The 23,489-nt window shown below is 60.8% G+C and carries 24 protein-coding genes; 14 read left to right on the plus strand and 10 right to left on the minus strand.

The features are described 5' to 3' along the window. Positions 1–119 precede the first annotated feature (119 nt). The 6 genes from bamA to lpxB all read left to right on the plus strand — a co-directional run bounded on the left by bamA (position 120) and on the right by lpxB (position 6,202). Entirely contained in the window at positions 120–2,369 is a 2,250-nt protein-coding gene (bamA, locus tag KX928_RS13370; protein WP_257883754.1) for an outer membrane protein assembly factor BamA, read from the plus strand. A gap of 4 nt (positions 2,370–2,373) precedes the next feature. Next, complete coding sequence (locus KX928_RS13375; RefSeq protein ID WP_308342322.1) at positions 2,374–2,934, plus strand: OmpH/Skp family outer membrane protein; 561 nt, start codon at positions 2,374–2,376, stop codon at positions 2,932–2,934. A 78-nt stretch (positions 2,935–3,012) separates the two neighbouring features. Then, positions 3,013–3,471 carry a 3-hydroxyacyl-ACP dehydratase FabZ gene (gene fabZ / locus KX928_RS13380; RefSeq protein ID WP_219503291.1) on the plus strand — a complete coding sequence of 153 codons (459 nt, stop codon included), beginning with the start codon at positions 3,013–3,015 and terminating at the stop codon, positions 3,469–3,471. 6 nt (positions 3,472–3,477) lie between these two features. Continuing rightward, the gene (gene lpxA, locus KX928_RS13385; RefSeq protein ID WP_219503296.1) at positions 3,478–4,260 is read left to right on the plus strand and encodes an acyl-ACP--UDP-N-acetylglucosamine O-acyltransferase; all 783 of its coding nucleotides are present in this window, start codon (positions 3,478–3,480) and stop codon (positions 4,258–4,260) included. Then, entirely contained in the window at positions 4,260–5,051 is a 792-nt protein-coding gene (locus KX928_RS13390) for an LpxI family protein (RefSeq protein WP_219503299.1), read from the plus strand. The genes lpxA and KX928_RS13390 overlap by 1 nt, the downstream gene beginning before the upstream one ends. Continuing rightward, entirely contained in the window at positions 5,051–6,202 is a 1,152-nt protein-coding gene (lpxB, locus tag KX928_RS13395) for a lipid-A-disaccharide synthase (protein ID WP_219503302.1), read from the plus strand. Before KX928_RS13390 ends, lpxB begins: the two co-directional genes overlap by 1 nt. A 76-nt stretch (positions 6,203–6,278) precedes the next feature. Here lpxB and mnmA read toward each other — a convergent pair whose 3' ends face one another. Then, positions 6,279–7,421: a tRNA 2-thiouridine(34) synthase MnmA gene (mnmA, locus tag KX928_RS13400; RefSeq protein WP_219503307.1), complete on the minus strand. Its 1,143-nt coding sequence runs from the start codon at positions 7,419–7,421 to the stop codon at positions 6,279–6,281. A gap of 124 nt (positions 7,422–7,545) precedes the next feature. On the opposite strand from mnmA, the gene sciP reads away from it, so the two are divergent. The 5 genes from sciP (at position 7,546) to KX928_RS24075 (ending at position 13,200) form a co-directional block, all read left to right on the plus strand. After that, entirely contained in the window at positions 7,546–7,824 is a 279-nt protein-coding gene (gene sciP, locus KX928_RS13405) for a CtrA inhibitor SciP (protein ID WP_219503310.1), read from the plus strand. A 98-nt stretch (positions 7,825–7,922) separates the two neighbouring features. Continuing rightward, entirely contained in the window at positions 7,923–8,642 is a 720-nt protein-coding gene (gene ctrA / locus KX928_RS13410; RefSeq protein WP_219503313.1) for a response regulator transcription factor CtrA, read from the plus strand. A 124-nt stretch (positions 8,643–8,766) separates the two neighbouring features. Further along, positions 8,767–10,887: an NAD-dependent DNA ligase LigA gene (gene ligA / locus KX928_RS13415; protein WP_219503316.1), complete on the plus strand. Its 2,121-nt coding sequence runs from the start codon at positions 8,767–8,769 to the stop codon at positions 10,885–10,887. Continuing rightward, positions 10,884–12,974: an ATP-dependent DNA helicase RecG gene (gene recG, locus KX928_RS13420; protein ID WP_219503318.1), complete on the plus strand. Its 2,091-nt coding sequence runs from the start codon at positions 10,884–10,886 to the stop codon at positions 12,972–12,974. The genes ligA and recG overlap by 4 nt, the downstream gene beginning before the upstream one ends. Before the next feature lie 97 nt (positions 12,975–13,071). After that, complete coding sequence (locus KX928_RS24075; protein ID WP_257883755.1) at positions 13,072–13,200, plus strand: hypothetical protein; 129 nt, start codon at positions 13,072–13,074, stop codon at positions 13,198–13,200. A 202-nt stretch (positions 13,201–13,402) separates the two neighbouring features. Here KX928_RS24075 and KX928_RS13425 read toward each other — a convergent pair whose 3' ends face one another. Next, the gene (locus KX928_RS13425; protein WP_219503321.1) at positions 13,403–14,797 is read right to left on the minus strand and encodes a methyl-accepting chemotaxis protein; all 1,395 of its coding nucleotides are present in this window, start codon (positions 14,795–14,797) and stop codon (positions 13,403–13,405) included. Positions 14,798–14,867: 70 nt separating this feature from the next. After that, the gene (locus tag KX928_RS13430) at positions 14,868–15,320 is read right to left on the minus strand and encodes an iron-sulfur cluster assembly scaffold protein (protein WP_219503324.1); all 453 of its coding nucleotides are present in this window, start codon (positions 15,318–15,320) and stop codon (positions 14,868–14,870) included. 78 nt (positions 15,321–15,398) lie between these two features. Between KX928_RS13430 and hisI the strand changes: the two genes are divergently transcribed. Beyond that, entirely contained in the window at positions 15,399–15,770 is a 372-nt protein-coding gene (gene hisI / locus KX928_RS13435; RefSeq protein ID WP_219503327.1) for a phosphoribosyl-AMP cyclohydrolase, read from the plus strand. Positions 15,771–15,775: 5 nt separating this feature from the next. On the opposite strand, the gene gluQRS is transcribed toward hisI, so the two are convergent. From gluQRS to trmFO, 3 genes are read right to left on the minus strand one after another with little or no spacing between them, the layout of a single operon-like run. After that, a complete protein-coding gene (gluQRS, locus tag KX928_RS13440; RefSeq protein WP_219503329.1) occupies positions 15,776–16,678 on the minus strand; it encodes a tRNA glutamyl-Q(34) synthetase GluQRS in 903 nt (300 codons plus the stop codon). Further along, positions 16,675–17,289, minus strand: coding sequence for a class I SAM-dependent DNA methyltransferase (locus tag KX928_RS13445; protein WP_219503334.1), 615 nt, complete (start codon positions 17,287–17,289; stop codon positions 16,675–16,677). Before KX928_RS13445 ends, gluQRS begins: the two co-directional genes overlap by 4 nt. 22 nt (positions 17,290–17,311) lie before the next feature. After that, on the minus strand, positions 17,312–18,667 hold the full coding sequence (trmFO, locus tag KX928_RS13450) for a methylenetetrahydrofolate--tRNA-(uracil(54)-C(5))-methyltransferase (FADH(2)-oxidizing) TrmFO (RefSeq protein WP_219503337.1): 1,356 nt from the start codon (positions 18,665–18,667) through the stop codon (positions 17,312–17,314). A gap of 367 nt (positions 18,668–19,034) precedes the next feature. Between trmFO and KX928_RS13455 the strand changes: the two genes are divergently transcribed. After that, entirely contained in the window at positions 19,035–19,457 is a 423-nt protein-coding gene (locus tag KX928_RS13455) for a PaaI family thioesterase (RefSeq protein WP_219503339.1), read from the plus strand. A 63-nt stretch (positions 19,458–19,520) separates the two neighbouring features. Here KX928_RS13455 and KX928_RS13460 read toward each other — a convergent pair whose 3' ends face one another. Together KX928_RS13460 and KX928_RS13465 are read right to left on the minus strand one after the other, a co-directional pair. Further along, positions 19,521–20,081, minus strand: coding sequence for a putative glycolipid-binding domain-containing protein (locus KX928_RS13460; RefSeq protein WP_219503342.1), 561 nt, complete (start codon positions 20,079–20,081; stop codon positions 19,521–19,523). 194 nt (positions 20,082–20,275) lie between these two features. Beyond that, a complete protein-coding gene (locus tag KX928_RS13465) occupies positions 20,276–20,509 on the minus strand; it encodes a YjiS-like domain-containing protein (RefSeq protein WP_219503345.1) in 234 nt (77 codons plus the stop codon). A 93-nt stretch (positions 20,510–20,602) separates the two neighbouring features. Here KX928_RS13465 and KX928_RS13470 point away from each other — a divergent pair, with 93 nt between their 5' ends. Further along, positions 20,603–22,018, plus strand: coding sequence for an aminotransferase-like domain-containing protein (locus tag KX928_RS13470; protein ID WP_219503348.1), 1,416 nt, complete (start codon positions 20,603–20,605; stop codon positions 22,016–22,018). A 7-nt stretch (positions 22,019–22,025) separates the two neighbouring features. On the opposite strand, the gene KX928_RS13475 is transcribed toward KX928_RS13470, so the two are convergent. Both KX928_RS13475 and KX928_RS13480 read right to left on the minus strand, forming a co-directional pair. Next, complete coding sequence (locus KX928_RS13475; RefSeq protein WP_219503351.1) at positions 22,026–23,072, minus strand: hypothetical protein; 1,047 nt, start codon at positions 23,070–23,072, stop codon at positions 22,026–22,028. Continuing rightward, positions 23,069–23,434, minus strand: a complete 366-nt coding sequence (locus KX928_RS13480) for a hypothetical protein (protein ID WP_219503355.1) — start codon at positions 23,432–23,434, stop codon at positions 23,069–23,071. The genes KX928_RS13475 and KX928_RS13480 overlap by 4 nt, the downstream gene beginning before the upstream one ends. Between the last annotated feature and the right edge of the window lie 55 nt (positions 23,435–23,489).

Below are 23,489 nucleotides of genomic sequence, written 5' to 3' on the forward strand. Positions count from 1 at the left end.
CGGGGCAGGTCATGAATCGGGGCAGTTCGGGCGTATGCTCGTCAAAGCGTGAGCTTTCCAAAACACTTACAACATCACTGCGTTCTGCTGGATTTTGTCTTCTGTTATCAGCAGCTTGGATGGCACCAGCCGACCCGGTTTTCGCACAGCAGTACACGCTCAACACGGTGATCGTGGATGGCAATGCGCGCGTCGGCGATGCCGCGATCCTGACGCGGGCAGGAATCGCCCGGGGGCAAACGATCAGCGCGGGCGAATTGAATGCCGCCTACCAGCGGCTGATCGATTCAGGTCTCTTCGAAACGGTCACCTTCGATCCGCAGGGCAGCAGCCTGCGCATCACCGTCGTCGAATTCCCGACGATCAACCGGATCAGTTTCGAGGGCAACCAGCGCCTTGATGATGAGGCGCTCGCCGCGGCGATCAATTCCAACGAACGCCGCGTGTTCAACCCCGCGCAGGCGGAACGGGATGCTGCCGATATTGCGGAAGCCTATGCGAATGAAGGGCGTCTTGCGGCCAAGGTGACACCAACGATCATTCGCCGGTCGGACAACCGGGTGGACCTCGTCTTTGAGATATTCGAGGGCGATAACATCGAGATCGAGCGCATCAGCTTTGTCGGTAACCGCACCTATTCGGATCGTCGCCTGCGGCGGGTGCTGGAAAGCAAACAGGCGGGATTGTTCCGCGCCCTTGTGCGCCGCGATACGCTGGTCGCGGACCGGATCGAATTTGACAAGCAGGTTTTGCGCGATTTCTACCTGTCGCGCGGATACATTGATTTCCGGACCAACTCGGCCAATGCGCAGCTGACAGAGGAACGCGACGGATACTTCCTTGTGTTCAATGTGCAGGAAGGCCAGCGCTTCGAATTCGGTGACATCACGGTCAGCAGCGACGTGCCCGGCGTGGACGCGGACCGCTACCTCGACATCGCCAAAATCAAGACCGGTGTTGTCTATTCGCCAACGCTAATCGAAAACGACATCGCGCGGATGGAACGGCAGGCGCTGCGCGATGGCGTGGATTTCCTGCGGGTGGAGCCGCGGGTGACGCGGGATGACCGCAACCTTGCGCTGGACATCGAATATGTGCTGACGCGGGGCCCGCGCATTTTTGTCGAGCGCATTGACATTGAGGGCAACACGACCACGCTGGATCAGGTGATCCGTCGCCAGTTCACAAGCGTCGAGGGGGATCCCTTCAACCCGCGGGAAATCCGCGAATCCGCTGAACGTATCCGGGCTTTGGGATATTTCGAAACTGCCGAGGTCAACGCGCGCGAGGGCTCGTCGCCCGATCAGGTTGTCGTGGATGTCGATGTCGAAGAAGCGCCCACGGGGTCTTTCAGCTTCGGTGCGTCCTTCTCCAACAACGACGGTGTGGGGTTTGCGATACGATTTGCCGAAGAGAACTTTCTGGGCCGCGGCCAGAAACTGAGCCTGAGTGTTCAGACAACGGAAGATTCCCGTCGCTACGGCATCAACTTCATTGAACCGGCCTTCCTGGGACGGGAACTCGCGTTCGGCCTGCGGCTCGACATCGCCGAGACGGACAGTTCGTTTACGACATACGACACAGAACGCTTTTTGTTCCAGCCGTCTTTGACCTTCCCGATCGGTGAAAACACCCGGCTGCAGATTCGCTATACGGCTGACGAATCCGAAATGCAGCAGCGCGATGCACCCGCCAACGGCGCAGTGATCGCCAATGAAATCGCCGTTGGCGCCCAGTCCAGCAGTTCCATCGGGTATCAATACACCTACGACACCCGGCTTGGCGGGCTGGACCCCAACGCCGGCGTCCTGTTTCAGTTCACGCAGGATTTCGCGGGCATCGGTGGCGACAGCGAATACATCAAGACCGAGGCGAGGCTTGTCGGCGAAACCAAGATATTCGACGAGGAAGTGACCCTGCGCGCCTCCCTGGAAGGCGGTGCGCTGACATGGCAGGGCGGCACCAACCGCGCCGTTGACCGCTTTTTGCTGAACACCAATATCATTCGCGGGTTTGAGCCCGGCGGCATCGGCCCGCGCGATCTGTCGGTAAGCGGCGAGGACCCCTTGGGCGGAAACCTGTATCTCGCCGCGCGTTTCGAAGCCGAATTCCCGATTGGCCTGCCGGAGGAGTACGGGATCACGGGCGGGCTCTTCTATGACGTCGGCAACCTGTGGAATCTGGATGACGTGAACACCACCGGCGGCACCATCGTGGGCGAGGGCGGATCGTTCCGGCATGTCATCGGCTTTGCGATCCTGTGGAACACGCCGGTCGGCCCGCTGCGCTTCAATTTCACAGACGCGATCAAGAAAGAGGACTTCGACCGCGATCAGTCCTTTGAGTTGACGCTCAGCACGACCTTCTGATCCCGTGCTGCGGGTCGCAAGCCTCTTGGCGGTCGTGGCGACCGTCTGGCTGTGCGGATTGTCCGGCGGCGCGCATGCACAACGACTGGGACCGGTTCAAAGCCCGATCCTGACAATCGATTCCGAGCGCCTTTTTGCCGACAGCGATTACGGCAAGCGCACGGTCGAGGACTTTGAGGCGCGCGGGGCTGATCTGGCAGCGGAGAACAGGCGCATAGAAGAAGAGCTCTCCGCCGAAGAAAGGATGCTCACGGACAAACGTCCGACCATGGCGCCCAAGGATTTTCGCGTTCTGGCGGATGCCTTCGATGAAAAGGTACAATCCACAAGGCGGCAGCAAGATGCCAAGAACCGGGATCTCAATCTGGCGCTGGAGGAGCGGCGCGTGGTGTTTCTGAACGCGGCGGCGCCCGTGCTGGAACAACTGATGCGCGAAGCAGGCGCTGCAGTGGTGATGGAGCGGCGGTCGGTCTTTCTCAGCGCCAACGCGATCGACATCACGCGTGAGGCCATCGAGCGTCTGAACGAGGTTCTGGGAGACGGCACCGACGCGCCGAGAAGGTAGACCCGCAGGAAGCTTGCTCCCGGAGGGGTGAATTGCTACGCAGGAGGTCAAGCCCTTGAGGATAAAAGGACACCTGACATGACGAGCCCGCAAACAAGCGCCGATATCCAGCTCATTCAACGCATTCTGCCACACCGCTACCCGTTTTTGCTGGTGGATAAAGTTGTGGATATAGACGGCACCACATCTGCCCGGGGCCTCAAGAATGTCACCATGAACGAACCGCATTTTCAGGGCCATTTTCCCGGCATGCCGATTATGCCCGGCGTCACCATCATCGAAGCGATGGCACAGACAGCCGCCGTCATGGTGGGTGTCACGCTGGAGATGGCGGATAAGGAGATGAAGGTTTATTTCATGGCCATCGACAAGGCCAAGTTCCGGCGCAAGGTGATCCCCGGTGATGTTCTGGAAATGAATGTGTCGACCCTGCGCGGCAAACCCGGTGGCAAGGTCTGGCGTTTCGGTGGCGTGGCCTCGGTTGAGGGTGAGATGGCCGCAGAGTGCGAATTCACCGCAATGATGGATCTGGGATAACCGCACATGAGCAACATTCACCCCAGCGCCGTGATCGAAAGCGGGGCGCAGATCGATCCCGGTGCCACTGTCGGCCCGTTCTGCATTGTCGGCCCCGATGTGTCGCTGGCCGCGGGTGTTCATCTCAAAAGCCATGTGGTTGTGACCGGGCGCACGCAGATCGGCGAAGATACCGTCATTTTCCCTTTCTCCGTGATCGGAGAGATCCCGCAGGATTTGAAGTTCAAGGGTGAAGCGTCGCAGTTGATCATCGGCAAGCGGAACCGCATTCGCGAACATGTGACGATGAATTCCGGCACCGAAGGCGGCGGTGGTGTGACACGCGTTGGCGATGACGGTTTGTTTATGGCGGGGTGTCATATTGCACATGACGCGATCATCGGTGACCGGTGTATCATTGTGAATTCGGTAGCGATTGCAGGGCATTGCGTACTCGAAGACGATGTCATCGTTGGCGGTTTGTCGGGTGTGCACCAATTCGTGCGCATCGGGCGCGGCGCGATTATCGGCGCTGTGACGATGGTGACAAATGACGTGATCCCCTACGGCCTCGTTCAGGCCCCGCGGGGCGAACTGGACGGTCTTAACCTCGTCGGGTTGAAGCGGCGCGGCGTGGCGCGCGGTGACATCACCGCCTTGCGCGCGGCCTTCCAGATGCTCGCACAAGGGGAGGGTACCTTCCATGACCGCGCGCGGCGTCTGCGCGATGAGACGACCAGCGACTACGTGCGCGAAATCGTCGAATTCATCGTCGCCGACAGCGACCGCCACTTCCTGACGCCCCGCTGATGTTGGCCTTGATCGCAGGGCGGGGCGGACTGCCCGCCCGTATCGCAGGCTCGCAGCCAAAGCCCCCGTATATCTGCGTGATGGACGGGTTCGACCCTGACGCCTTACAGGCGGACAAACGGTTTCGCCTCGAACATCTGGGCACGTTACTGACGGATCTCGCTGACCACGGCATCACCGACATCTGTTTTTGCGGGGCCATCGAACGCCCGGCGTTTGACCCTGCGGCTCTGGATGCCGCGACGATGCCCCTGGTGCCCGAAATGATGCAGGCAATGGCCACCGGGGATGACAGCGCGCTGCGGGCCTTTATCGGGATATTCGAGTCGCGCGGGTTCACGATACGCGCCGCCCATGACCTGGCGCCGGATATCCTTGTGGCTGAGGGTGTGCACAGCGCGGCTCCGCCCGATGAACAGATGCAGGCGGATGCGGATCGGGGTGCGGCGGTGCTGGAGGCGCTGGCACCGCTGGATGTCGGGCAGGGCTGCGTCGTCGGCGGCGGGCAGGTCTGGGCGATCGAAACACTGGGCGGGACCGATCACATGTTGCGCAGCCTGCCTGAGAAGGCGGCCAAGGCGCGCGCGATCATGGTAAAGGCGCCGAAAAGAGGTCAGGACCTGCGTGTCGACATGCCGACCATCGGACCCGCGACAATCACCGCCCTTGCGGGGGCCGGATTGGCCGGTCTGGTTGTCGAGGCCGGCGGCGTCATTCTTCTGGAGCCCGAGGCGACGCGGGCGGCTGCCGATGCCGCTGGCCTCGTACTTTGGGCGCGCCCGGCCTCCTGATGCGGGTTTTCATCATTGCCGGAGAACCCTCGGGGGATAAGCTCGGCGGCGCCCTGATGGCGGGGTTGAAATCGCTGCGCGATGACATCGAGTTCGACGGCATCGGCGGGCAGGATATGCAGGCAGAGGGCCTCGTCAGCCGCTTCCCGATGGAAGAGCTGAGCGTGATGGGGATCGCCGAGATTTTACCGAAGTATCGCGCGTTGATGGCGCGGATCAACGAGACGGCCGCCCGCGTGATCGATACCGTACCGGATGTGCTGATCACCATCGACAGCCCGGATTTTTCCCTGCGGGTGGCCCGGCGGGTCAAGGCGGCGAGCACTGTGCGCACCGTGCATTACGTCGCCCCGACCGTCTGGGCATGGCGACCCGGTCGGGCGCGGAAAATGGCGGAAGTGATCGATCAGGTGCTGGCGCTCTTCCCGTTTGAACCGCCGCTGATGACCGTTGGTGGCATGGTCTGCGATTTTGTCGGGCATCCTGTTGTGGCCGAGCCGAAGGCGACGGGCGAGGAAGCCGAGGCGTTTCGCATGGAGCAGGGGATTGGTACTGCCCCGATCCTGCTGGTATTGCCGGGATCACGGCGCGGGGAAGTCGCGCGCCTTGCGGATGTCTTCGGACAGGCGGTTGCGCCGGTGGTGGCGCAGGTGCCCGACCTGAGGATCGTTGTGCCGGCCGCGGCCCCGGTGGCGGAACTGGTGCGCGCGCAGACTGCGAACTGGCCCATTGATCCGATCATTCTCGATCCCCGCGGCATGTCGCTGGCGGCTGCGGGTGCACTGAAACGTGCGGCTTTCAGGGCGGCGAATGTCGCGCTGGCCGCGTCGGGCACGGTCTCGCTGGAACTGGCGGCCGCAGGGACGCCCATGGTGATCGCCTACAAGATGAACTGGCTGACCTTCCGGATGATCCGCGCCATGGCGCTTGTTGATACGGTCACGCTGGTCAACCTCGTATCTGACACGCGCGTTGTGCCGGAATTTCTCGGACCGGACTGCAAACCGGACGCCATCGGTCGGGCGCTGCTGGCGGTCATGGCGTCTCCGGAAGCGCAACAGGCCGCCATGGAAGTGACAATGGACCGATTGGGGGCAGGTGCCGAAGCGCCGGGCCTGCGCGCCGCACGGGCCGTGCTGGCGCGCCTTTAAGGAGATGTGATCCAAATGACAGGCTTCGCCTGACATCATCCTCGGGACTCTGTCGGGTCATGCCCCCGCGGAACGCTTATCCCTTGTGAATCCAGCCGCCGCCGAAGATGCGGCTGCTGTCGGGATCGTAGAACACGCACGCCTGTCCGGGAGAAACGCCTTCCTCGGGCGTTACCAGTTCCACCGTCGCCTCGGTATTGCTCAACGGCCGGATGATGGCTTCGGTCGGGGGACGGGTCGAGCGGACCTTGACGGCCACATGCCATTCAGACCGTGAGGCAAGCGCGCTGTCGCCCAGCCAGTTGATCTCGCGCACGGGCACGGTGCGGGTGGCCAGCATCTCTTTAGGTCCGACGATCACCTGTTTGGCGCCGGGATCCAGTTTCACCACGTAAAGCGGGTCAGCCAGCCCGCCGATACCCAGGCCGCGGCGCTGCCCGATGGTGTAGTTGATCACACCCCCGTGACGGCCCAACACACGCCCGTCGACGTGAACGATATCGCCGGGGTCGGCCGCCTCGGGTCGTAGCTTTCGGATCACGGATGCATAGTCGCCATTCGGGACAAAACAGATGTCCTGACTATCGGGCTTGTCTGCCACGCTGAGGTCATACTTGGCCGCAAGCGCCCGGGTCTCGGCCTTGGACGCGAGATGGCCCAGCGGAAACCGCAGGAAGTCAAGCTGCTCTCCGGTTGTTGAAAACAAGAAATAGCTCTGATCCCGCGCGGCATCAGCAGCAGCATGCAGTTCGGCTCCCCGGACCCCCATTTTCCGCTGGATATAATGACCGGTTGCCATGCAATCGGCTTCCAGGTCCTTGGCGGTTTCCAGAAGGTCCTTGAACTTCACCCGTTCATTACACCGGATACAGGGCACCGGTGTCGCGCCACCAAGGTAGCTGTCGGCAAATTCGTCTATGACCGCGTCCCGGAAGATGTTTTCATAATCCAGAACGTAATGCGGAAAGCCCATCTTCTCGGCCACGCGCCGTGCATCGTGAATGTCCAGACCGGCGCAGCAGGCACCTTTCTTGGCAAGGGCCGCGCCGTGATCATAAAGTTGAAGGGTGACACCCACAACATCATAGCCCTCTTCGGCTAACATGGCGGCCACAACCGAACTGTCCACGCCGCCGGACATGGCCACGACCACCCGCGTGTCAGCGGGCGCCTTGGCAAAGCCGAGCGAGTTCAGAGGTGGTGTGCGGTCAAGCGGCATTGGACATCTCCGGACGTTCTGAGAAAATATAGGAAAATCCTAATTACTCTCAAGAGCGCGCTTCATCGGTCTTTAAGGCGTTGACGTCAAGGTGTGTTCAACAAAGTGAAAACGGGTATGAGTGATGTATCTAAAGAAAGTTGATGGGCCCAGATCAGTGACCTTGGCCGACGGCAGCGTGATGACGCAGGCCGATCTTCCGCCTGCAAATACAAGACGTTGGGTCGCTTCGCGCAAGGCTTCCGTGGTGCGTGGTGTCGCCTACGGGCTGATTTCACAAAGCGATGCGCTGAAGAAATACCAGATCAGCGAAGATGAATTTCACGAGTGGGTAAAAGCCGTTTCAGAGCATGGCGAAGATGCCTTGAAGGCGACGGCTCTACAAAAATATAGACAACCTTAAGTTGTTACGCTAAGTTTCTTGCAGACGGTAACGTGTGATTAACCTTTTTTGTTCACGGTTAATTTCGAGATAAACGTTCACCCGATGCGGAGAAAATCATGCGCGTACTGCTAGTGGAAGACGACCCCACAACATCGAAAAGCATCGAGCTGATGCTGACCCATGCAAACCTGAATGTCTATGCGACGGACCTTGGGGAGGAAGGGATCGATCTTGCTAAGCTGTACGATTACGATCTTATTCTGCTGGATCTTGACCTGCCGGATATGAACGGCCACGAGGTGCTGCGTCAACTGCGGTTGTCGCGCATCGAAACGCCGATCCTGATCCTGTCGGGGGCCGATGACACCGAGAACAAGATCAAGGGCTTCGGGTTCGGCGCAGATGATTATCTGACGAAACCCTTCCACCGGGAAGAGCTGGTGGCCCGCATTCACGCGATTATCCGCAGATCAAAGGGGCATTCGCAATCGGTGATCGATACCGGCCTGATTTCTGTCAACCTCGACGCCAAGACCGTAAGCGCGGACAACAAGGCAGTTCACCTGACCGGGAAGGAGTACCAGATGCTGGAACTGCTCTCCCTGCGCAAGGGAACGACGCTGACCAAGGAAATGTTCCTCAACCACCTCTATGGCGGCATGGATGAACCGGAACTGAAAATCATCGATGTGTTCATCTGCAAGCTGCGCAAGAAGCTCAGCACGGCCACAGGGGGTGAAAACTATATCGAAACTGTATGGGGCCGTGGCTATGTACTGCGTGACCCGGAACCCAATCAGGTCGACGATCCACAGCGCCTCGCCGTCGGCGCCTGAGATGCAGCTGCCGGTTCGGCGCAGGGGGCTGCGCCGAACTGCATCACATAATCGCCCATAACAACTGGACCTGACCTGACGCACAGCATATCTACGGAGATATGCGGGACAGACGAGGCAGGTTTTGGCGTCTATTTCAGATATTGATGGCTTGGACGAAGCAACCGCCAGGGCGGAACTGGCGAGGCTTGCGAAGATCCTCCAGCAGGCGAACGCGGCTTATCACACCAAGGACGATCCGGAAATCTCCGATGCGGAATACGACAGCCTGAAGCGTCGCAACGCGGCATTGGAGGCGCGTTTCCCGCATCTCAAGCGGGCAGACAGCCCGTCGGATCAGGTGGGGGCCCCGGTCGCCGAGGGGTTTTCAAAGGTGTCGCACGCCGTCGCGATGCTGTCTTTGTCAAATGCCTTTGACGAGGCGGATATTACCGATTTCGATGGCCGCGTGCGCAAGTATCTCGGGCTCGCGCAGGACAGAGCACTGGCCTACACGGCAGAGCCGAAAATCGATGGGCTGTCTCTGTCGCTGCGCTATGAAGGCGGGGCATTGGTGCAGGCTGCAACCCGCGGGGATGGTGCGGTTGGCGAAAACGTGACCGCAAACGCAAGAACAATCACCGACATTCCCGGCCAGATCGACGAGGCACCCGATATTCTGGAAGTGCGCGGCGAAGTCTACATGTCCCATCCGGATTTCGAAGCGCTCAACACCCGTCAGTCGCAAAACGGGGCCAAGACCTTCGCCAATCCGCGCAACGCGGCCGCCGGATCACTACGGCAGTTGGATTCGAGCATAACCAGATCCCGCCCGCTGCGGTTTTTCGCCTACGCCTGGGGGGAACTCTCCGAACCGCTGGCGGATACCCAGATGGCGGCCATCGACCGCCTGCGTGCCTTGGGCTTTGCGACCAATCCGCTGACGAAACTGTGTAATGGGCCGGGTGAAATGGTTGATCACTATCGCCTGATCGAGGAACAGCGGGCAACGCTGGAGTATGACATCGATGGTGTCGTCTACAAGGTGAATGCGCTTGACCTGCAGGACCGTTTGGGCTTCAGGTCGACGACACCACGCTGGGCAATTGCACATAAGTTTCCCGCCGAACTCGCCTGGACCCGGCTTGAGGCCATCGACATCCAGGTCGGACGTACCGGTGCACTGTCGCCGGTCGCGAGGCTGTCGCCCGTCACCGTGGGCGGCGTTGTCGTGTCCAACGCGACGTTGCATAACGAGGATTACATTGCCGGCCGGGACAGCAAGGGTCAGCCGATCCGGGACGGCAAGGACATTCGGGTAGGCGACTGGGTGCAGGTGTACCGGGCGGGCGACGTGATCCCAAAGGTCGCGGATGTCGATTTGTCGAAACGGTCATCTGACGCACAACCCTTTGTTTTCCCGGATCATTGTCCCGAATGCGACAGCGATGCGATCCGTGAGCCGGGCGATGCGGTCCGGCGGTGTATCGGTGGGCTCATCTGCCCCGCGCAGGCGGTTGAGAAGCTCAAGCACTTCGTGTCGCGCGCGGCCTTTGACATCGAGGGGCTGGGGGCAAAACAGGTCGAACAGTTCTACACCGACGGCTGGATCAGGGAACCTGCCGATATCTTTTCCCTAAGTGCGCGTTTCGGGTCCGGGCTTCAGCAGCTCAGGAACAAGGAGGGGTGGGGCGAAAAATCCGCGTCCAATCTCTTTGATGCCATTGACGAAAAGCGCAGCATATCCTTGTCCCGCTTGCTTTTCTCGCTAGGTATCCGGCACGTCGGCGAAGCTGCCTCCAACATGATCGCGATGCATTACGGCTCGTGGGAGCGTTTTGATGAGGCGATGCAATCCGCGTCTGATCAGGCGGGCCCGGCATGGGACGACCTGATCGGCATAGACGGCGTGGGCGAGAGCATGGCGACCTCTCTCACGCAGGCCTTCGCGCAACCGGCAGAGCGGGCGTCGATCGAGCGCCTCGTTGCGGAGCTGTCCATTCAATCCGTTGCCCGGCCGGACACCACGGGCAGTCCGGTGGCCGGCAAGACCGTGGTCTTTACCGGGACGTTGGAAAAGATGACCCGGGCAGAAGCCAAGGCGCGCGCGGAACGACTTGGGGCGAAAGTCTCCGGGTCGGTCTCTGCCAAGACCGATCTGGTGATTGCCGGTCCGGGCGCGGGCTCGAAGGCAAAGAAAGCAGCGGACCTCGGGGTGGAACTGATCGATGAAGACGCCTGGCTTGCCTTGATCGAGAGCCCATGACAGGGCGGCCGGAACGCTTGTTCCCGCTGTTTGCAAGCCTGCAGTCACTCGATGGCGTCGGGCCCAAAACGGCGCAGAATTTTGCACCACTTGGCGTCGACGCGCCCCGTGACCTGTTGTTCACATTGCCCCACTCTGGCATTGACAGGCGCAGGCGGGAAACCATCGAGGGCACCACTTTGCCCGCGACGCTGACGGTTGCGGTGACGGTTGGCGGCCATCGCCCGGCCCGAACAAAAGGCGGTGCTTACCGTATTGATGTCACCGATTCACGCACCGCGTTTCAACTGGTTTTCTTCCATGCGCGCGGCGATTACTGGCAAAAGACCTTGCCTGAGGGCAGCAGGCGCATCGTATCCGGCAAGATCGAGGTTTTCGACGGACTGCCGCAAATGGTGCATCCTGATCACATTGTGGCAGAGGATGATGGCGACGAGATTCCCCGGTTCGAACCGGTCTATCCGCTGACCGCCGGGATCACGCAGAAGGTGATGTACAAGGCGACCACCAGTGCCCTGTCCCTGGTGCCCGATTTTCCGGAATGGATCGATCCTGAGCAGAAAGCACGGGCGGGCTGGCCTGATTTCGGCACGAGCATGAAGGCTGCCCACAGGCCGTCGCGTCAGGAGGATCTGGCACATACCGCGCCCGCACGCGAGCGGCTGGCCTATGATGAGTTGATGGCGCACCAGTTGACCCTCGCGCTGGCGCGGGCGCGCGCGCGTCGGAAACAGGGCCGGATGAGCCTGGGAGATGGTCACCTGCAGGCCGCGGTGGTCGCGGCCTTGCCCTACGCCCCAACCGGCGCCCAGACCCGGGCGATTGCGGAGATCAATGCCGATATGGCCTCCGCCGTGCGGATGAACCGCCTGTTGCAAGGCGATGTGGGCGCGGGAAAAACGCTTGTCGCCTTCATGGCCTTGCTGCGCGCGGTTGAAGCCGGTGGGCAGGGCGTCTTGATGGCACCCACAGAGATTCTGGCCCGGCAACATCTTGAGAGCCTGCATCCGCTTGCGGAACAGGCCGGCGTCGTGCTGGAAGTCTTGACTGGCCGCGACAAGGGGCGGGACCGTCTTGCCAAACTTGAGGCCCTGGCGCGCGGCGATATCCATGTGCTCGTGGGCACCCATGCCGTCTTTCAGGCGGATGTCGAGTTTGCCGACCTGAGACTGGCGGTGGTGGACGAACAGCATCGCTTCGGCGTACGCCAACGGTTGGAACTGGGGCGCAAGGGAACGGCGGTCGACGTGTTGGTGATGACCGCGACGCCGATACCGCGGTCGCTGTCATTGGCCCGCTACGGCGATATGGATGTTTCCGTCCTGGATGAGAAACCGCCCGGACGAAAGCCGATCAGGACGGCGCTGATCAGCACCGGCCGCATGGATGAGGTTGTCGGCAGGCTGCGTGCCGTTATCGCCTCGGGGCGCCAGTGTTACTGGGTCTGCCCTCTCGTGGAAGAGAGTGAGGCGGTCGATCTGACCGCCGCCGAAGACCGTTTCAAACACCTGCGCGCAGCCCTCGGAGAAGGGGTGGTGGGCATGGTGCATGGCCAGATGCCGATGGCGGAAAAGGACGCGGCGATGGCGCGTTTCCAGACGGGCGACAGCAAGGTTCTGGTGGCGACAACGGTGATCGAGGTGGGCGTCAATGTACCCAATGCCACGATCATGGTGATCGAGCGGGCGGAAACCTTCGGCCTGGCGCAGTTGCACCAGATGCGTGGACGCGTCGGACGGGGCGAGGCGGAATCGACTTGTCTGTTGCTCTATCAGTCGCCGCTGTCGGAAAGCGGTCGACAACGTCTGGAGGTTCTGCGCGAAACAGAAGACGGGTTTGCGATCGCCGAGACGGATTTGCGGATGCGCGGGGCAGGGGACCTGATCGGCACGGCGCAATCCGGTGTTCCCCGGTTCAGGGTGGCGGACCTGGAGCGTCAGGCAGGGCTGATGGCGATTGCTCAAACCGACGCCAGGCGGCTGTTGGCGGACGATCCGACGCTCGCCAGCGACCGCGGCGCGGCGGCGCGATTGCTTCTGTGGCTCATGCGGCAGGAAGAAGCGATCCGTTTGATTTCAGTTGGTTAACAACGAAAAGCCGTTTTGTTCGCAAATGTTCTTAAAAAGTTCTTTACAGAGGGTTAAAAAAATGAGAACAAAGAAGCAACAAGTACGGGAGGCCTTCATGACGACACTCTTGCAGATCAAAGCCATAGCAACGCGGTCACAGCAGACATTGCTGCAGGACGCCGCGGGTGCACTCGCCTTGATCATCATGCTTGTTGTCGGGCTGCACCTTCCGGCCTTTATCTGATTTCTGCCTGCGATCTCGCGCCGGGCTTGCGCCAGTACTTTCCCCAGTCTGGTACATGAGACGAACACTGCCTGTTCCCCGTCTCGTCAGGGTTCTCCCCTGCCGCGCAACCCCGGGTCCCACGTGAGAGACGCTTTACCTGACGCCGCCATCCTGCTCGGGATGTGCGGCGTTTTTTTTGGCAGCGTCCATCAGAATGGCCTCAGAACGTATAGGCAAGCCTTAATCCGCCCCAGTGCTTGCCCTGCACGACGATGGGGGCTGACAGATCTTTCATCATCTTGAATTCACCACCACCCATGTCCCGCCGATACACCTGCAATAGGAACGCATCGGTGCTGCGGCCGGCTTTCAGACCTACGCGATCGTCGAAAATGCGCCTGTTGCGACAATTGGCCGTGTTCCATACCGGATCGTCACCCGGTCGTTGGGAGAAGGCCCGGTTGTGGGTCGGCAGATATCCGTTGATATCGACTGCGGCGCAAAAAACCACTTTGGGGTCCATATCCAATACCGGTTCCTGCAACGGCGGCAGCAGATCATCCATAAGGGTGGTGTATTCCGTCAGGAACTGTTCGGGGTCACTGCCCGGTATCGGCCTGTAGTTCCGGTCAAAAAGCCGGGACATTGTGATCGTGCCGCGATCCACCGCGCTTTCCAGAGCAGTCGACACCGCGCGCGCGGTCTCCTGTACGCGCTGAATGAACGGGCTGTCGACGGAACTGCCGCCCAGCAGCGCCGTGGATTGCACGATCATCTCCGATGTGTCGATCAGCCGAAGGATGCGCGCGTGGGTGGTTTCGATGCCGGATGTGGTGCTTTTGACGGCCGTGTCGATCCCGGCCAGAGCCGGGGTAAAGTCGCCCATGGCCGATTGCACACGTTCGGCCTGTTCGGAGATGCGTTTCGCCTGTTTGTTCGCCGAGGTGATAGAGGCCTCCATGCGGGTGAGCGCGTCATCGGTACCACCTGCGTTCTGCAGAACATCCTTGGCTTGCGTCGCAACTTCTGTGGCTTCCTTGCCCAGCTCGGAAATCCAACCGGTCAACCGCTCTATATTATTGGAGATTTCTACCGCAGCATCGCGGGTTTTTTGCGACAGCTCGTTGATGGCATCGGCCACAACGGCAAACCCGCGGCCAGCATCGCCTGCCCGGGCGGCTTCGATCTTGGCGTTGATCGCCAGCGTATTCACCTGTGTGGCGATACCCGCAATTTGCTGATTGTTGGATTTGACCGCGCTGAGGGTGTCGCTGACCCCTTCCGTACGCTCGGACAGGTCCTGCACCCAGCCCGCGACACTGCGGGTCTGCTCCCCGGTTTTGCGCACCAGCGCCGCAGAGGATTCGACGTCGCGCGCGGTCTCATCGGTATGCTGCGCCATGGTCTGAACCGCGTCGCGCACATCGGAATTGGCCCGGCCCATGTCGGCGGCGCGCTCATCCAGAACGGTCAGGCTTTTGCGCTGCTCTCGGGCGTGTTGCTCCACAAGATCAAGAAACCCGGCAATGTCTACAATTTCATACCCCAGCGCCGCTGCCGCTTTGGTCAGCCGATCCGTATGTTTTCTATCAGTGAACTGTGGTTGGACAGTCATAGGGCCCCGCGAATTTTCACAGGAAATCACTGTCATGGATTTACTTAAAAATTGCTAATTTCAATGCGTTTCAGGCGCAATTCGCCTGCAACGCCTGTGTCATCGCTTCGCATGCCGCTTCGATGCTGAGCAGGATCGATGCATGGCGGTTTTTGTAGTTGCGCGCGGGTTCGAGGACTTCAAAGCCGTCAAACGGGGCGTCGGGGACCGGCCCGTCTTCCTTCAGCATCGCCCGCAATGCATCTCGCGCGGCCTCCAGTTCACTGAGGTTCCGACCAATGATCGCACCCCCGGTAACCGCTGCGGATGCCTGACCCAGGGCGCAGGCTTTCACATCCTGCGCAAAGTCCGACACCCGGCCATCCTCGATGCTCATGTCGACGGTGACGGCGGAGCCACAGAGCGGCGAGCGTTTCTTGACGGTGGCCATCGGGTTATCCAGACGGCCCAGGCGCGGAATGTCCGAGGCCAGCGCCAGAATGCGGCCGGAGTAGAGTTTGATCAGGTCGTTGTCACCGGACATGGAGAGCCTTATGGATTAGGCAAATTGCGTTAGCCCATACATAAGTCTTGGCGCGCAATATGCAAAAGGGTTTTCGCAATGCCTCACGAAGCTGTTCCATTTGATCCCGCGGCGCTAACCTTCAACGACGCCGGCCTTATTCCGGCCATTGCGCAGGACATCACGAGCGGTGAGGTCCTGATGATGGCGTGGATGAACCACGACAGTATCGCCCGGACATTGGACAGCGGGCGGGTGACATACTGGAGCCGGTCGCGGCAAGCGTTCTGGGTCAAGGGGGAGACCAGCGGCCACATACAGGAACTCGTGTCTTTGCGGGTGGACTGCGACCGGGACTGCCTGCTGTTGCAGGTACGCCAGACCGGCCCCGCATGCCACACCGGACGGCGCACCTGCTTTTACACGGCCGTTGAAAACGGGGGCGAAGTGGAATTGATGCAGCCGGAGTAACCCGCTCACGCGGGTACTGATAACCCCACGAGGCGACGAATGTCGTCAGGGGTTGCCCCCTCGTTTCTGAATGTGGTGAGCGCGCGGGCGTCGTCGCGCTTGGCGAGACGTTTGCCGCGCTCATTCCGGATCAGCCTGTGGTGATGATACCGTGGCGTGGGCAGTCCCAGCAGATCTTGCAGGACGACGTGGATTTCGGTCGCCTCGAACAGGTCTTCGCCGCGCACCACATCCGTGATCCCCTGTGCGGCATCGTCCAGCACGACCGAGAGGTGGTACGAGGTGCCCATGTCGCGGCGGGAAACAACGAAATCACCCACGCATTCCACGAATTCATCCTGCACGACAGGTATCTGTCCGGTCTGGCCATCCGGGCCGCGGCCCGTTTCGTCAAACTGCAGCGTCTTGGGCGCGGACAGTGCGTGGCACGCGGTAAACGCGTCCCGTGACGCGAGGCGGAGCGTGCGGCCCACCGGTCTTTCGCGGTCTGCTGAATACCGGAACCGGTCCTTTTCACGGCAGGTCCCGGGATAAACCAGACCATCCGGGCCCGACAGCGGGGCACCTTCCTGTGGGGCGCTCAACGCCTCCGTGATATCCCGGCGGCTGCAATCGCAGGGGTACAAATACCCTTTGAGCCACAAGACATCCAGAGCTGCCGCATATTCCGGCAAACGGTCCGATTGCCGCATGACCGGGGTCGGCCATGTGAGACCCAGCCACGCGAGATCATCATAGATTTGGGCTTCCCACGCCGGGCGGGCACGGGACTGGTCGATATCCTCGATGCGCAGCAGGAACTCGCCCCCCCGCGCCATGGCCATATCATGGGCGATCATCGCCGAATAGGCATGGCCAAGGTGCAATGGCCCGGTGGGCGACGGGGCAAACCGGGTGGTGAATATCACGCCTTTTCAAGCACGTAGACGTTTGACCCCAATCCGATGCCCGGCAGGTGCGGCCCATGTTCGCGAAAGTGCAAACGGGCCGCTCCACAATCCAGCCACTCGTTGATGCGGGCTTCGTTGCATTTGTCTTCCAATGCGTGATCATTGAGCGACAGCACGAGAAATCCGCCCTTTCCAAGGGCCTGCATCAACAGGTCAAAGACTGAAATCGGGGCGGCACCCGCGCCGATAACGCCAATTGCGGCAATCGCCGTGTAGTGACCCGGCGGGCAGGGCAAGGGCGCGTCCGCTTCGATCAAAGTCAGGGTGCGGTAAAGGCGTTTTTTCCGCGCCTGCGCCAGCATTTCCTCCGACAGGTCCATACCGTCCACTGTCTCAAATCCGGCCAGCTTCAGCGCCAGACCGGACAGCCCGGTCCCGCATCCGAAATCCAGCACCGGGCGCAACTGATCCGGGACATATCTGGCCAGCGCCTCGGCGCATCGGGCAGGGGTGACGTAGCCGTTTTCAGCCACCTCGGCTTCGTAACTGGCAGACCAGTCATCATAGAGGGCGCGTGTCTGTTCCGCATCGCGGGCCTTGTAGGCTTTGTTCAGAAATCCTTGAGACATGCTGCAAGGATAGCTTTATCTGTCAGGCGGCGTCCAGTGCTCCGTGGCCCAACCACGATTGCCAGTCCGCCTTGGCGCGGTCCGTATAGGCCTTGTACCGGTCTTTTCGTCCGCGACGACCGCCCTTCAGGCCCTCGACAGGGGGAAACAGGCCGAAATTCACGTTCATCGGCTGGAAGGTCTTGGCCTCGGCACCGCCGGAGATATGGGTTATCAATGCCCCGGTTGCGGTCGTTGCGGGCGGTGTGGTCAGTGAGCGGCCCAATATGTCGCTGGCGGCCAGTCGTCCCGCAAGTAATCCCATGGACGCTGATTCCACATAGCCTTCAACGCCGGTGATCTGACCGGCGAACCGGATGTTGGGTTGCGATTTCAACCGCATCTGGCCGTCCAGCAAGGTGGGCGCATTCAGAAAGGTGTTGCGGTGAATGCCGCCAAGACGTGCAAAGCTTGCATTCTCCAAACCTGGAATACGTTTGAAAACATCTGTTTGAGCGCCGTACTTCATCTTTGTCTGGAAGCCGACGATGTTATACAACGTGCCGAGTTTATTGTCCCGGCGCAGCTGCACCACCGCATAGGGCTTGTTGTCCGGCGCATGCGGGTTGGTCAGACCCACCGGTTTCATCGGGCCGAAGCGCAGCGTTTCGCGGCCGCGTTCCGCCATGACCTCGATGGGCAGGCACCCGTCGAAATAACCCGCTGTCTCGCCCTCATGGAATTCGGTTTTATCCGCCGCCAGCAGCGCGTCGATGAAGGCCTCGTACTGTTCCTTGTTCATCGGACAGTTGAGGTAGGCCGTGCGCTCCTCTTCGGTGTCGCCTTTGTCATAGCGCGATTGCATCCACGCCTTGGACATATCGATGCTGTCGAAATACACAATGGGCGCGATCGCGTCGAAAAAGGCAAGGGCCTCTGCGCCGGTCTTCGCCGCAATGGCCTGTCCAAGCGCGCCGGAGGTCAATGGACCCGTCGCGATGATCCACTGCCCGGTGGCGGGCAATTCGGTGATTTCCCCGTAGGCCACCCGGATATTGGGATGCGCCACAAGGGCGTCGGTGACCGATTGTGCGAAGGGATCGCGGTCCACCGCCAGCGCACCGCCAGCGGGCAGACGGTGCCTGTCGGCGGTCTGCATGATTAGGCCATTGGCCTGGCGCATCTCCCAATGCAGCAAGCCAACCGCGTTTTGCTCATCATCATCGGAGCGGAACGAGTTGGAGCAGACCATTTCGCCCAGCAAACCGGTCTGATGCGCGAATGTGCCGACCTGGGGGCGCATCTCGTGCAACACCACCCGCACCCCCATGTGGGCTGCCTGCCAGGCGGCTTCCGATCCGGCCATGCCGCCGCCAACGATATGAAGTTCTTCTGTCATGACGCGTCATGTAAGCCAGCAGATCGATCAGCACAACCGAAAGGCCCAAGAAGCCTTGAGCCTGACCGGTAGGATGGGGAGGGGGCGTTTTTGGGGTCGCCGCTGCGGGAATGTCGAACCAGCGAGAGACTGGCTTGGAGGGACCTTCCGCCGGCGGCGACCCAAAAATCATCAAGGCGTTTCAGCCTTGCCCAATAGTTGCCATGTTCCTGCCTAAATTAAAATACCTCAGGTAGAAACTCTTCATACCGAAATTGGAAACAATCCCGGGCTGCGCGCGAAAATGTTCGAAACAGCGCCTGTGTGCTTGCTCTTGCCGGCGGTTTCGCCCAACTCTGCACAAGGTTTTCCGGCGGAGGATGGGCCCATGGATATCAAGATGACGGCTGCGGACATGAGCGCCTTTCTCGACGAGGCGTTCGAACAGGTCAAAGGTGATTTCACCGTGCAAGAGGTTGCGCCAAATCGTGTGACGGTTCGGCTGAACGTCCAGGACAAACATCTGCGCCCGGGGGGCACCGTCTCAGGACCGTCGATCTTTGCGCTGGCCGATGTCTCGGCCTACCTCGTGACGCTGGCGATGATCGGGCCACAGGCGTTGGCGGTCACGACCAATTGCTCGATTGACTTTATGCGCAAACCGGCATCGGGGGTGGATCTGATCGCCCATGTGACCCTGTTGAAACTGGGCAAGCAGCTATCGGTCAGTGATGTGCTGGTCTATTCCGAGGGTCTCGACAAACCGGTGGCGCGGGCCAGCCTGACCTATGCGATCCCTCCCGCCACGTGACTGCCGTGACGAAACGGCGCACGGCTGATTGGAATGCGCGCAAACCGGCAATTGGCGTCCGCATCAAAGAACCCGTCGAAATGTATCCGGGTAGTCCAGCACCAAACCGAAGTCATCAATCACAAGATCGGCTGTAAATCCCCTGAACAGACCCTCGTACCTGTAACGATGGCCCCGGGTTATGCAGGTGTATCGCTGTTCCGCGCGTTGCGGTAAGAAGTCTCCGGCCACTTGGTCTGGCAGGGGTACGTAGGCGACCGCTATCTCCCGGCGCTCTTCGTCTCGCAGGTTCAGGCGTTTTATCGGTAACGTGTTTGTGGCCGGTGTGATCCCGATATCGACATCAAAACACCCGTCCAACGTCGGAAGGGACCGGTTGCCAATGATGTCCCGCCAGTTTCCATGCTCATCCGCTTCTACATGCAGCGACGGGCCATCGACATATTCGAGACGGACCTCGCGCGTCCTGAAAGCGGCATCCGTGCGGACAAAGTAGTGCCCGCCATATGTGCCGTGGCGGGTTCCGGCAACAACGCCTTCGAGCGATAATCCGTCACCGTTTTCAAGGCAGACGCAATGCTCCAACCCTTGTCCTTCCCAGTCGTGCCAACGGGCAACTGTCATGCTTTCTGTCCTTCATTCCACGAACACTGGGAGACGGTACGATGCACCTGGTTGGCGGTAAAGGGGGGCTTTCCGACCCCTGTACCGGCGTCGTCAACAGCAGGAAAGGCGCGCGAGGCAGTCAGCGCTGCGCGAAAAAAAGGCCGGGACAAAGCCCGGCCCTGAGGAAGAGGTCTGGTGCGTACCGGGGAACGTTACGCGCGCCAGAACACCTTGGCAGCCTCGTCATGAGCCTGCCGAGGTGTCAGTCCCACGTCGGTCAGCTGCCAGACGGTCAGCTGCCTGAGCGCACGTCGCGTGCGCCGCCGCGTGGCCCATTTCGACACGCAGACAGCAAACTCAACCGCGACGATGGCCAGCGCGGGCATCGACTTGGCCTGATTCAGATAGGCCATTGTTTCGGGCGAAGGTGTCAGTGCGTGTGCCATGGGTATCTCCTGAATTGTATTGACACAATAAAGCGGTTTAGCTATATCGTATCAATAAACCGCTTGATACAAAGAGGCTAGGAAAACATTGTAATGGGTACAATTTGGCACCCGACCCTGAATTCCGAGCAGGGTCCCAAGTACAAGGCGGTTGTAGCCTCTATTCGTAACGGGATTGAGACAGGCACATTGAAGGTCGGCGACAAGCTGCCCCCTGTGCGCGAACTGGCCTGGAAACTGAGCATCACCCCGGGAACCGTGGCGCGGGCGTATACGATTCTGACCGAAGAGGGCGCGCTGCAGGCCGAAGTGGGCCGCGGGACCTTTGTTGCCCGGCCGTTGCCTGTCGATCCATCCGACATGCCCATCGAAATCGATGTGATCCCGCACAGCGCCGAAGAAGACGGCAACCCCTATCATGTCAGCCTGTTTTCACCCCATTTACCCTGCGTCGGCCAGGACAAGCTGATCCGGCACCTCATGGCCCAGGTCGCGCAGGATCCGCCTTCCGGGGTTATGCATTATCCGAGCCGTGACAGCGCCCGTCCGGCGCGCGAGGCGGTAATAAGATGGCTCGAAGGCACGCCACTGGGCCCGCTCAGAGAACGCGATATCGTCCTGAGCCATGGCGGCCAGAACGGCATTTCGCTCATCCTGCAAACCATCCTTCGCGGCGGCAGGCCCACGGTTCTGATCGAAGAGCTGGCCTATCCTGGTTTTCGTCGGGCGGCCGAGTTGTTGCGGGCGGATATCGTCCCGGTTGCGATGGACGACGATGGCATCATCCCGCAAGCGTTGGACGCAGCGGCGCGGGCGCATGACGCGCAGGTTCTTTGTACCTCTCCCGAGGTGCATAATCCCACCGGGGGCTTTACCCCCGTGGCACGACGCGAAGAGATCGCCAGGCTCGCCCAGAAGCACGATTTCCAGATTGTCGAGGACGATTGTTACCGCATGGGCGTGAACCGGGCGCCATCTTACCGGATGCTGGCGCCGGGACGCGGCTGGTACGTGTCATCCATTGCGAAAACGATCTCGCCGTCCTTGCGGTTCGGCTTTGCAATTGCGCCCGAGGGCAAGTCGTCGGCCCTGCGGCGCACGGCCGAGCACGGGTTTTTCGGCCTTGCAACGCCTCTGAGCGATGTATGTGCCTTGCTGTTGCAACATCCGCAAATTGACCAGCTGACAGAAGCGACGCGCAAGGCGTTCAACGCCTACGTGCAAAGTGCGGTTAATATCCTTGGCGCATATGATCTGGTCTGGCGCCCGGATGTGCCCTTCCTGTGGTTGCGCCTGCCCATGGGCTGGCGGGCCGGTGCATTCTGTCAGGCGGCTGAGGCGGAAGGGATTCAGATACGAACGGCAGAAGAATTTGTCTGCCGCGAGGCCCGCGCGCCGCACGCGGTGCGGATGGCGATCAATGCCGGCGTGTCCTTGCAGAGTTTCGAAGCCGCGATGACGCGGTTGCGCCTGCTTCTGGACAGCCCGCCCGAACAGCTGAGCGTCTGACACCAGCCTACAAAAACCCGCCGGCCCCCCACGCCAGACCCGCAAGCACGGCCCCCCCGGAGAGGGCCGCGGCATAGGCGGCGAGCTTCCAGCGCGAGAACGGGCGCTCGCCGAAGGTGCGCCCGTGAATGCCGCAGACCACAACTTTCATGGGCTTGCCCCGGTATTGATAGTGCAGCATCCACACCGGCAACAGAATTCGCCGGTACCGCACGCCGGTTGTCTCCGCGTCATAGCGCGTGACTTTGACAACGCGTTTTCCCACGTGGGTCTTGATGCGGTTGCGGATCAGCAGGTCCTTGTCCGCGGCATTGGCGCGCAGCCCTTCCGCGACACTCTGGTGATGGCGTTCGGCGGCAAATCCGGCAAGGTAGGCGGGGCCGTAGGGCCTGAGCTGTGCCGGGTCGAATTCATGCAGGATACCATCCCGGATCAGCGGCGTGACGTGATGAGAGGCGGGCATGAGCATGTCATCAAAGGAAATGCCAAGGGCGCCGCGTGTCGACCGAATGCGTGTAGTCTTGCCCCGCCGCGCTTTATACGTGGCCCAGTAATGTACCGCCTCGTGACTGTCGAATGTCCAGAAGGGCGCGTAAAGTCCTGCGACGCGCGATTTGGAGACCACGACCTTCAGATCGTTCGGGCGCGCCCAGCGACCGGTCACCCAGATGCGCGCTGCCGCGAGCGCGGCTTCCTCCTCAATGTGAAACGGTATGAGGGCCATCGTCTCATAGCCGCTGTCCTGAGTGGTCAGGACAACGGGACCGTCGCAATAGGCGCAGCGTGTCGAAAGGACGGCCCCGGTGAAGACGACGCTCCCGCCGCAACTCTGGCAGCGGTGCACGCGGGTTTCGACCAGCGTCGGCAGGTCAGCGCCCGCCATGTCGTCGGAATAGTTGGTTTCGTCGGCAGCCGAAGGATCATCGGGCAGGGCATCTGCATGCTGTGTGCCGCAGCTTCGACAGAGCAGCGCGCGCGCCCGGGGCGAAAAGGCGCATTGGCCGCCGCAGGCATGGCACTGCAGTTGGCCTTGGACGCCCTCGACCTCGTTCACGGGTCGGCATCCAGAATGGCCGCTGCGATTTCAATGAGAATCTGCAGCCGGTACCAGGAGCGATCAACCGCGCCCGGCAAATCGCCGCTTGCCGCCCAATCGCCGATGATCGTCGCGAGGAACCATGTTGTCAGAAGCCACAGCGCAATCACCGACCACCCGCTGATGCTGCGAATCCAGCCAGCGGAGCCCTGTTTCAAATCGTGCCTGGCCTCGTAAACCCGGATAAGCTTTGACACCGGGGCAATGCCAACCGCTGTGGCGGCGACCAAGAGCGCCAGTCCGGCAAGGACTGGTCCGGCGAGAGATGACAACATAAGCGTGATCGGGGCCTTGATCCGGGAAAGAAACTGCCCAACCATTTTTGCGTCGCGCTTCGGATTTGCAAGCCGTCATTTATAAGCGTGATTTTTGGGG

The organism is Roseobacter insulae (assembly GCF_019375555.1).
Lineage (GTDB): Bacteria > Pseudomonadota > Alphaproteobacteria > Rhodobacterales > Rhodobacteraceae > Roseobacter > Roseobacter insulae.

What these genes read in the sequence shown, in the direction of transcription:
- bamA (WP_257883754.1), top strand. Translation starts at nt 120, where the DNA reads ATGGCACCAGCCGACCCGGTTTTCGCACAGCAGTACACGCTCAACACG.
- fabZ (WP_219503291.1), top strand. Translation starts at nt 3,013, where the DNA reads ATGACGAGCCCGCAAACAAGCGCCGATATCCAGCTCATTCAACGCATT.
- lpxA (WP_219503296.1), top strand. Translation starts at nt 3,478, where the DNA reads ATGAGCAACATTCACCCCAGCGCCGTGATCGAAAGCGGGGCGCAGATC.
- KX928_RS13390 (WP_219503299.1), top strand. Translation starts at nt 4,260, where the DNA reads ATGTTGGCCTTGATCGCAGGGCGGGGCGGACTGCCCGCCCGTATCGCA.
- lpxB (WP_219503302.1), top strand. Translation starts at nt 5,051, where the DNA reads ATGCGGGTTTTCATCATTGCCGGAGAACCCTCGGGGGATAAGCTCGGC.
- mnmA (WP_219503307.1), bottom strand. Translation starts at nt 7,421, where the DNA reads ATGCCGCTTGACCGCACACCACCTCTGAACTCGCTCGGCTTTGCCAAG.
- sciP (WP_219503310.1), top strand. Translation starts at nt 7,546, where the DNA reads ATGTATCTAAAGAAAGTTGATGGGCCCAGATCAGTGACCTTGGCCGAC.
- ctrA (WP_219503313.1), top strand. Translation starts at nt 7,923, where the DNA reads ATGCGCGTACTGCTAGTGGAAGACGACCCCACAACATCGAAAAGCATC.
- recG (WP_219503318.1), top strand. Translation starts at nt 10,884, where the DNA reads ATGACAGGGCGGCCGGAACGCTTGTTCCCGCTGTTTGCAAGCCTGCAG.
- KX928_RS24075 (WP_257883755.1), top strand. Translation starts at nt 13,072, where the DNA reads ATGACGACACTCTTGCAGATCAAAGCCATAGCAACGCGGTCACAGCAG.
- KX928_RS13425 (WP_219503321.1), bottom strand. Translation starts at nt 14,797, where the DNA reads ATGACTGTCCAACCACAGTTCACTGATAGAAAACATACGGATCGGCTG.
- KX928_RS13430 (WP_219503324.1), bottom strand. Translation starts at nt 15,320, where the DNA reads ATGTCCGGTGACAACGACCTGATCAAACTCTACTCCGGCCGCATTCTG.
- hisI (WP_219503327.1), top strand. Translation starts at nt 15,399, where the DNA reads ATGCCTCACGAAGCTGTTCCATTTGATCCCGCGGCGCTAACCTTCAAC.
- KX928_RS13445 (WP_219503334.1), bottom strand. Translation starts at nt 17,289, where the DNA reads ATGTCTCAAGGATTTCTGAACAAAGCCTACAAGGCCCGCGATGCGGAA.
- trmFO (WP_219503337.1), bottom strand. Translation starts at nt 18,667, where the DNA reads ATGACAGAAGAACTTCATATCGTTGGCGGCGGCATGGCCGGATCGGAA.
- KX928_RS13455 (WP_219503339.1), top strand. Translation starts at nt 19,035, where the DNA reads ATGGATATCAAGATGACGGCTGCGGACATGAGCGCCTTTCTCGACGAG.
- KX928_RS13460 (WP_219503342.1), bottom strand. Translation starts at nt 20,081, where the DNA reads ATGACAGTTGCCCGTTGGCACGACTGGGAAGGACAAGGGTTGGAGCAT.
- KX928_RS13465 (WP_219503345.1), bottom strand. Translation starts at nt 20,509, where the DNA reads ATGGCACACGCACTGACACCTTCGCCCGAAACAATGGCCTATCTGAAT.
- KX928_RS13470 (WP_219503348.1), top strand. Translation starts at nt 20,603, where the DNA reads ATGGGTACAATTTGGCACCCGACCCTGAATTCCGAGCAGGGTCCCAAG.
- KX928_RS13480 (WP_219503355.1), bottom strand. Translation starts at nt 23,434, where the DNA reads ATGGTTGGGCAGTTTCTTTCCCGGATCAAGGCCCCGATCACGCTTATG.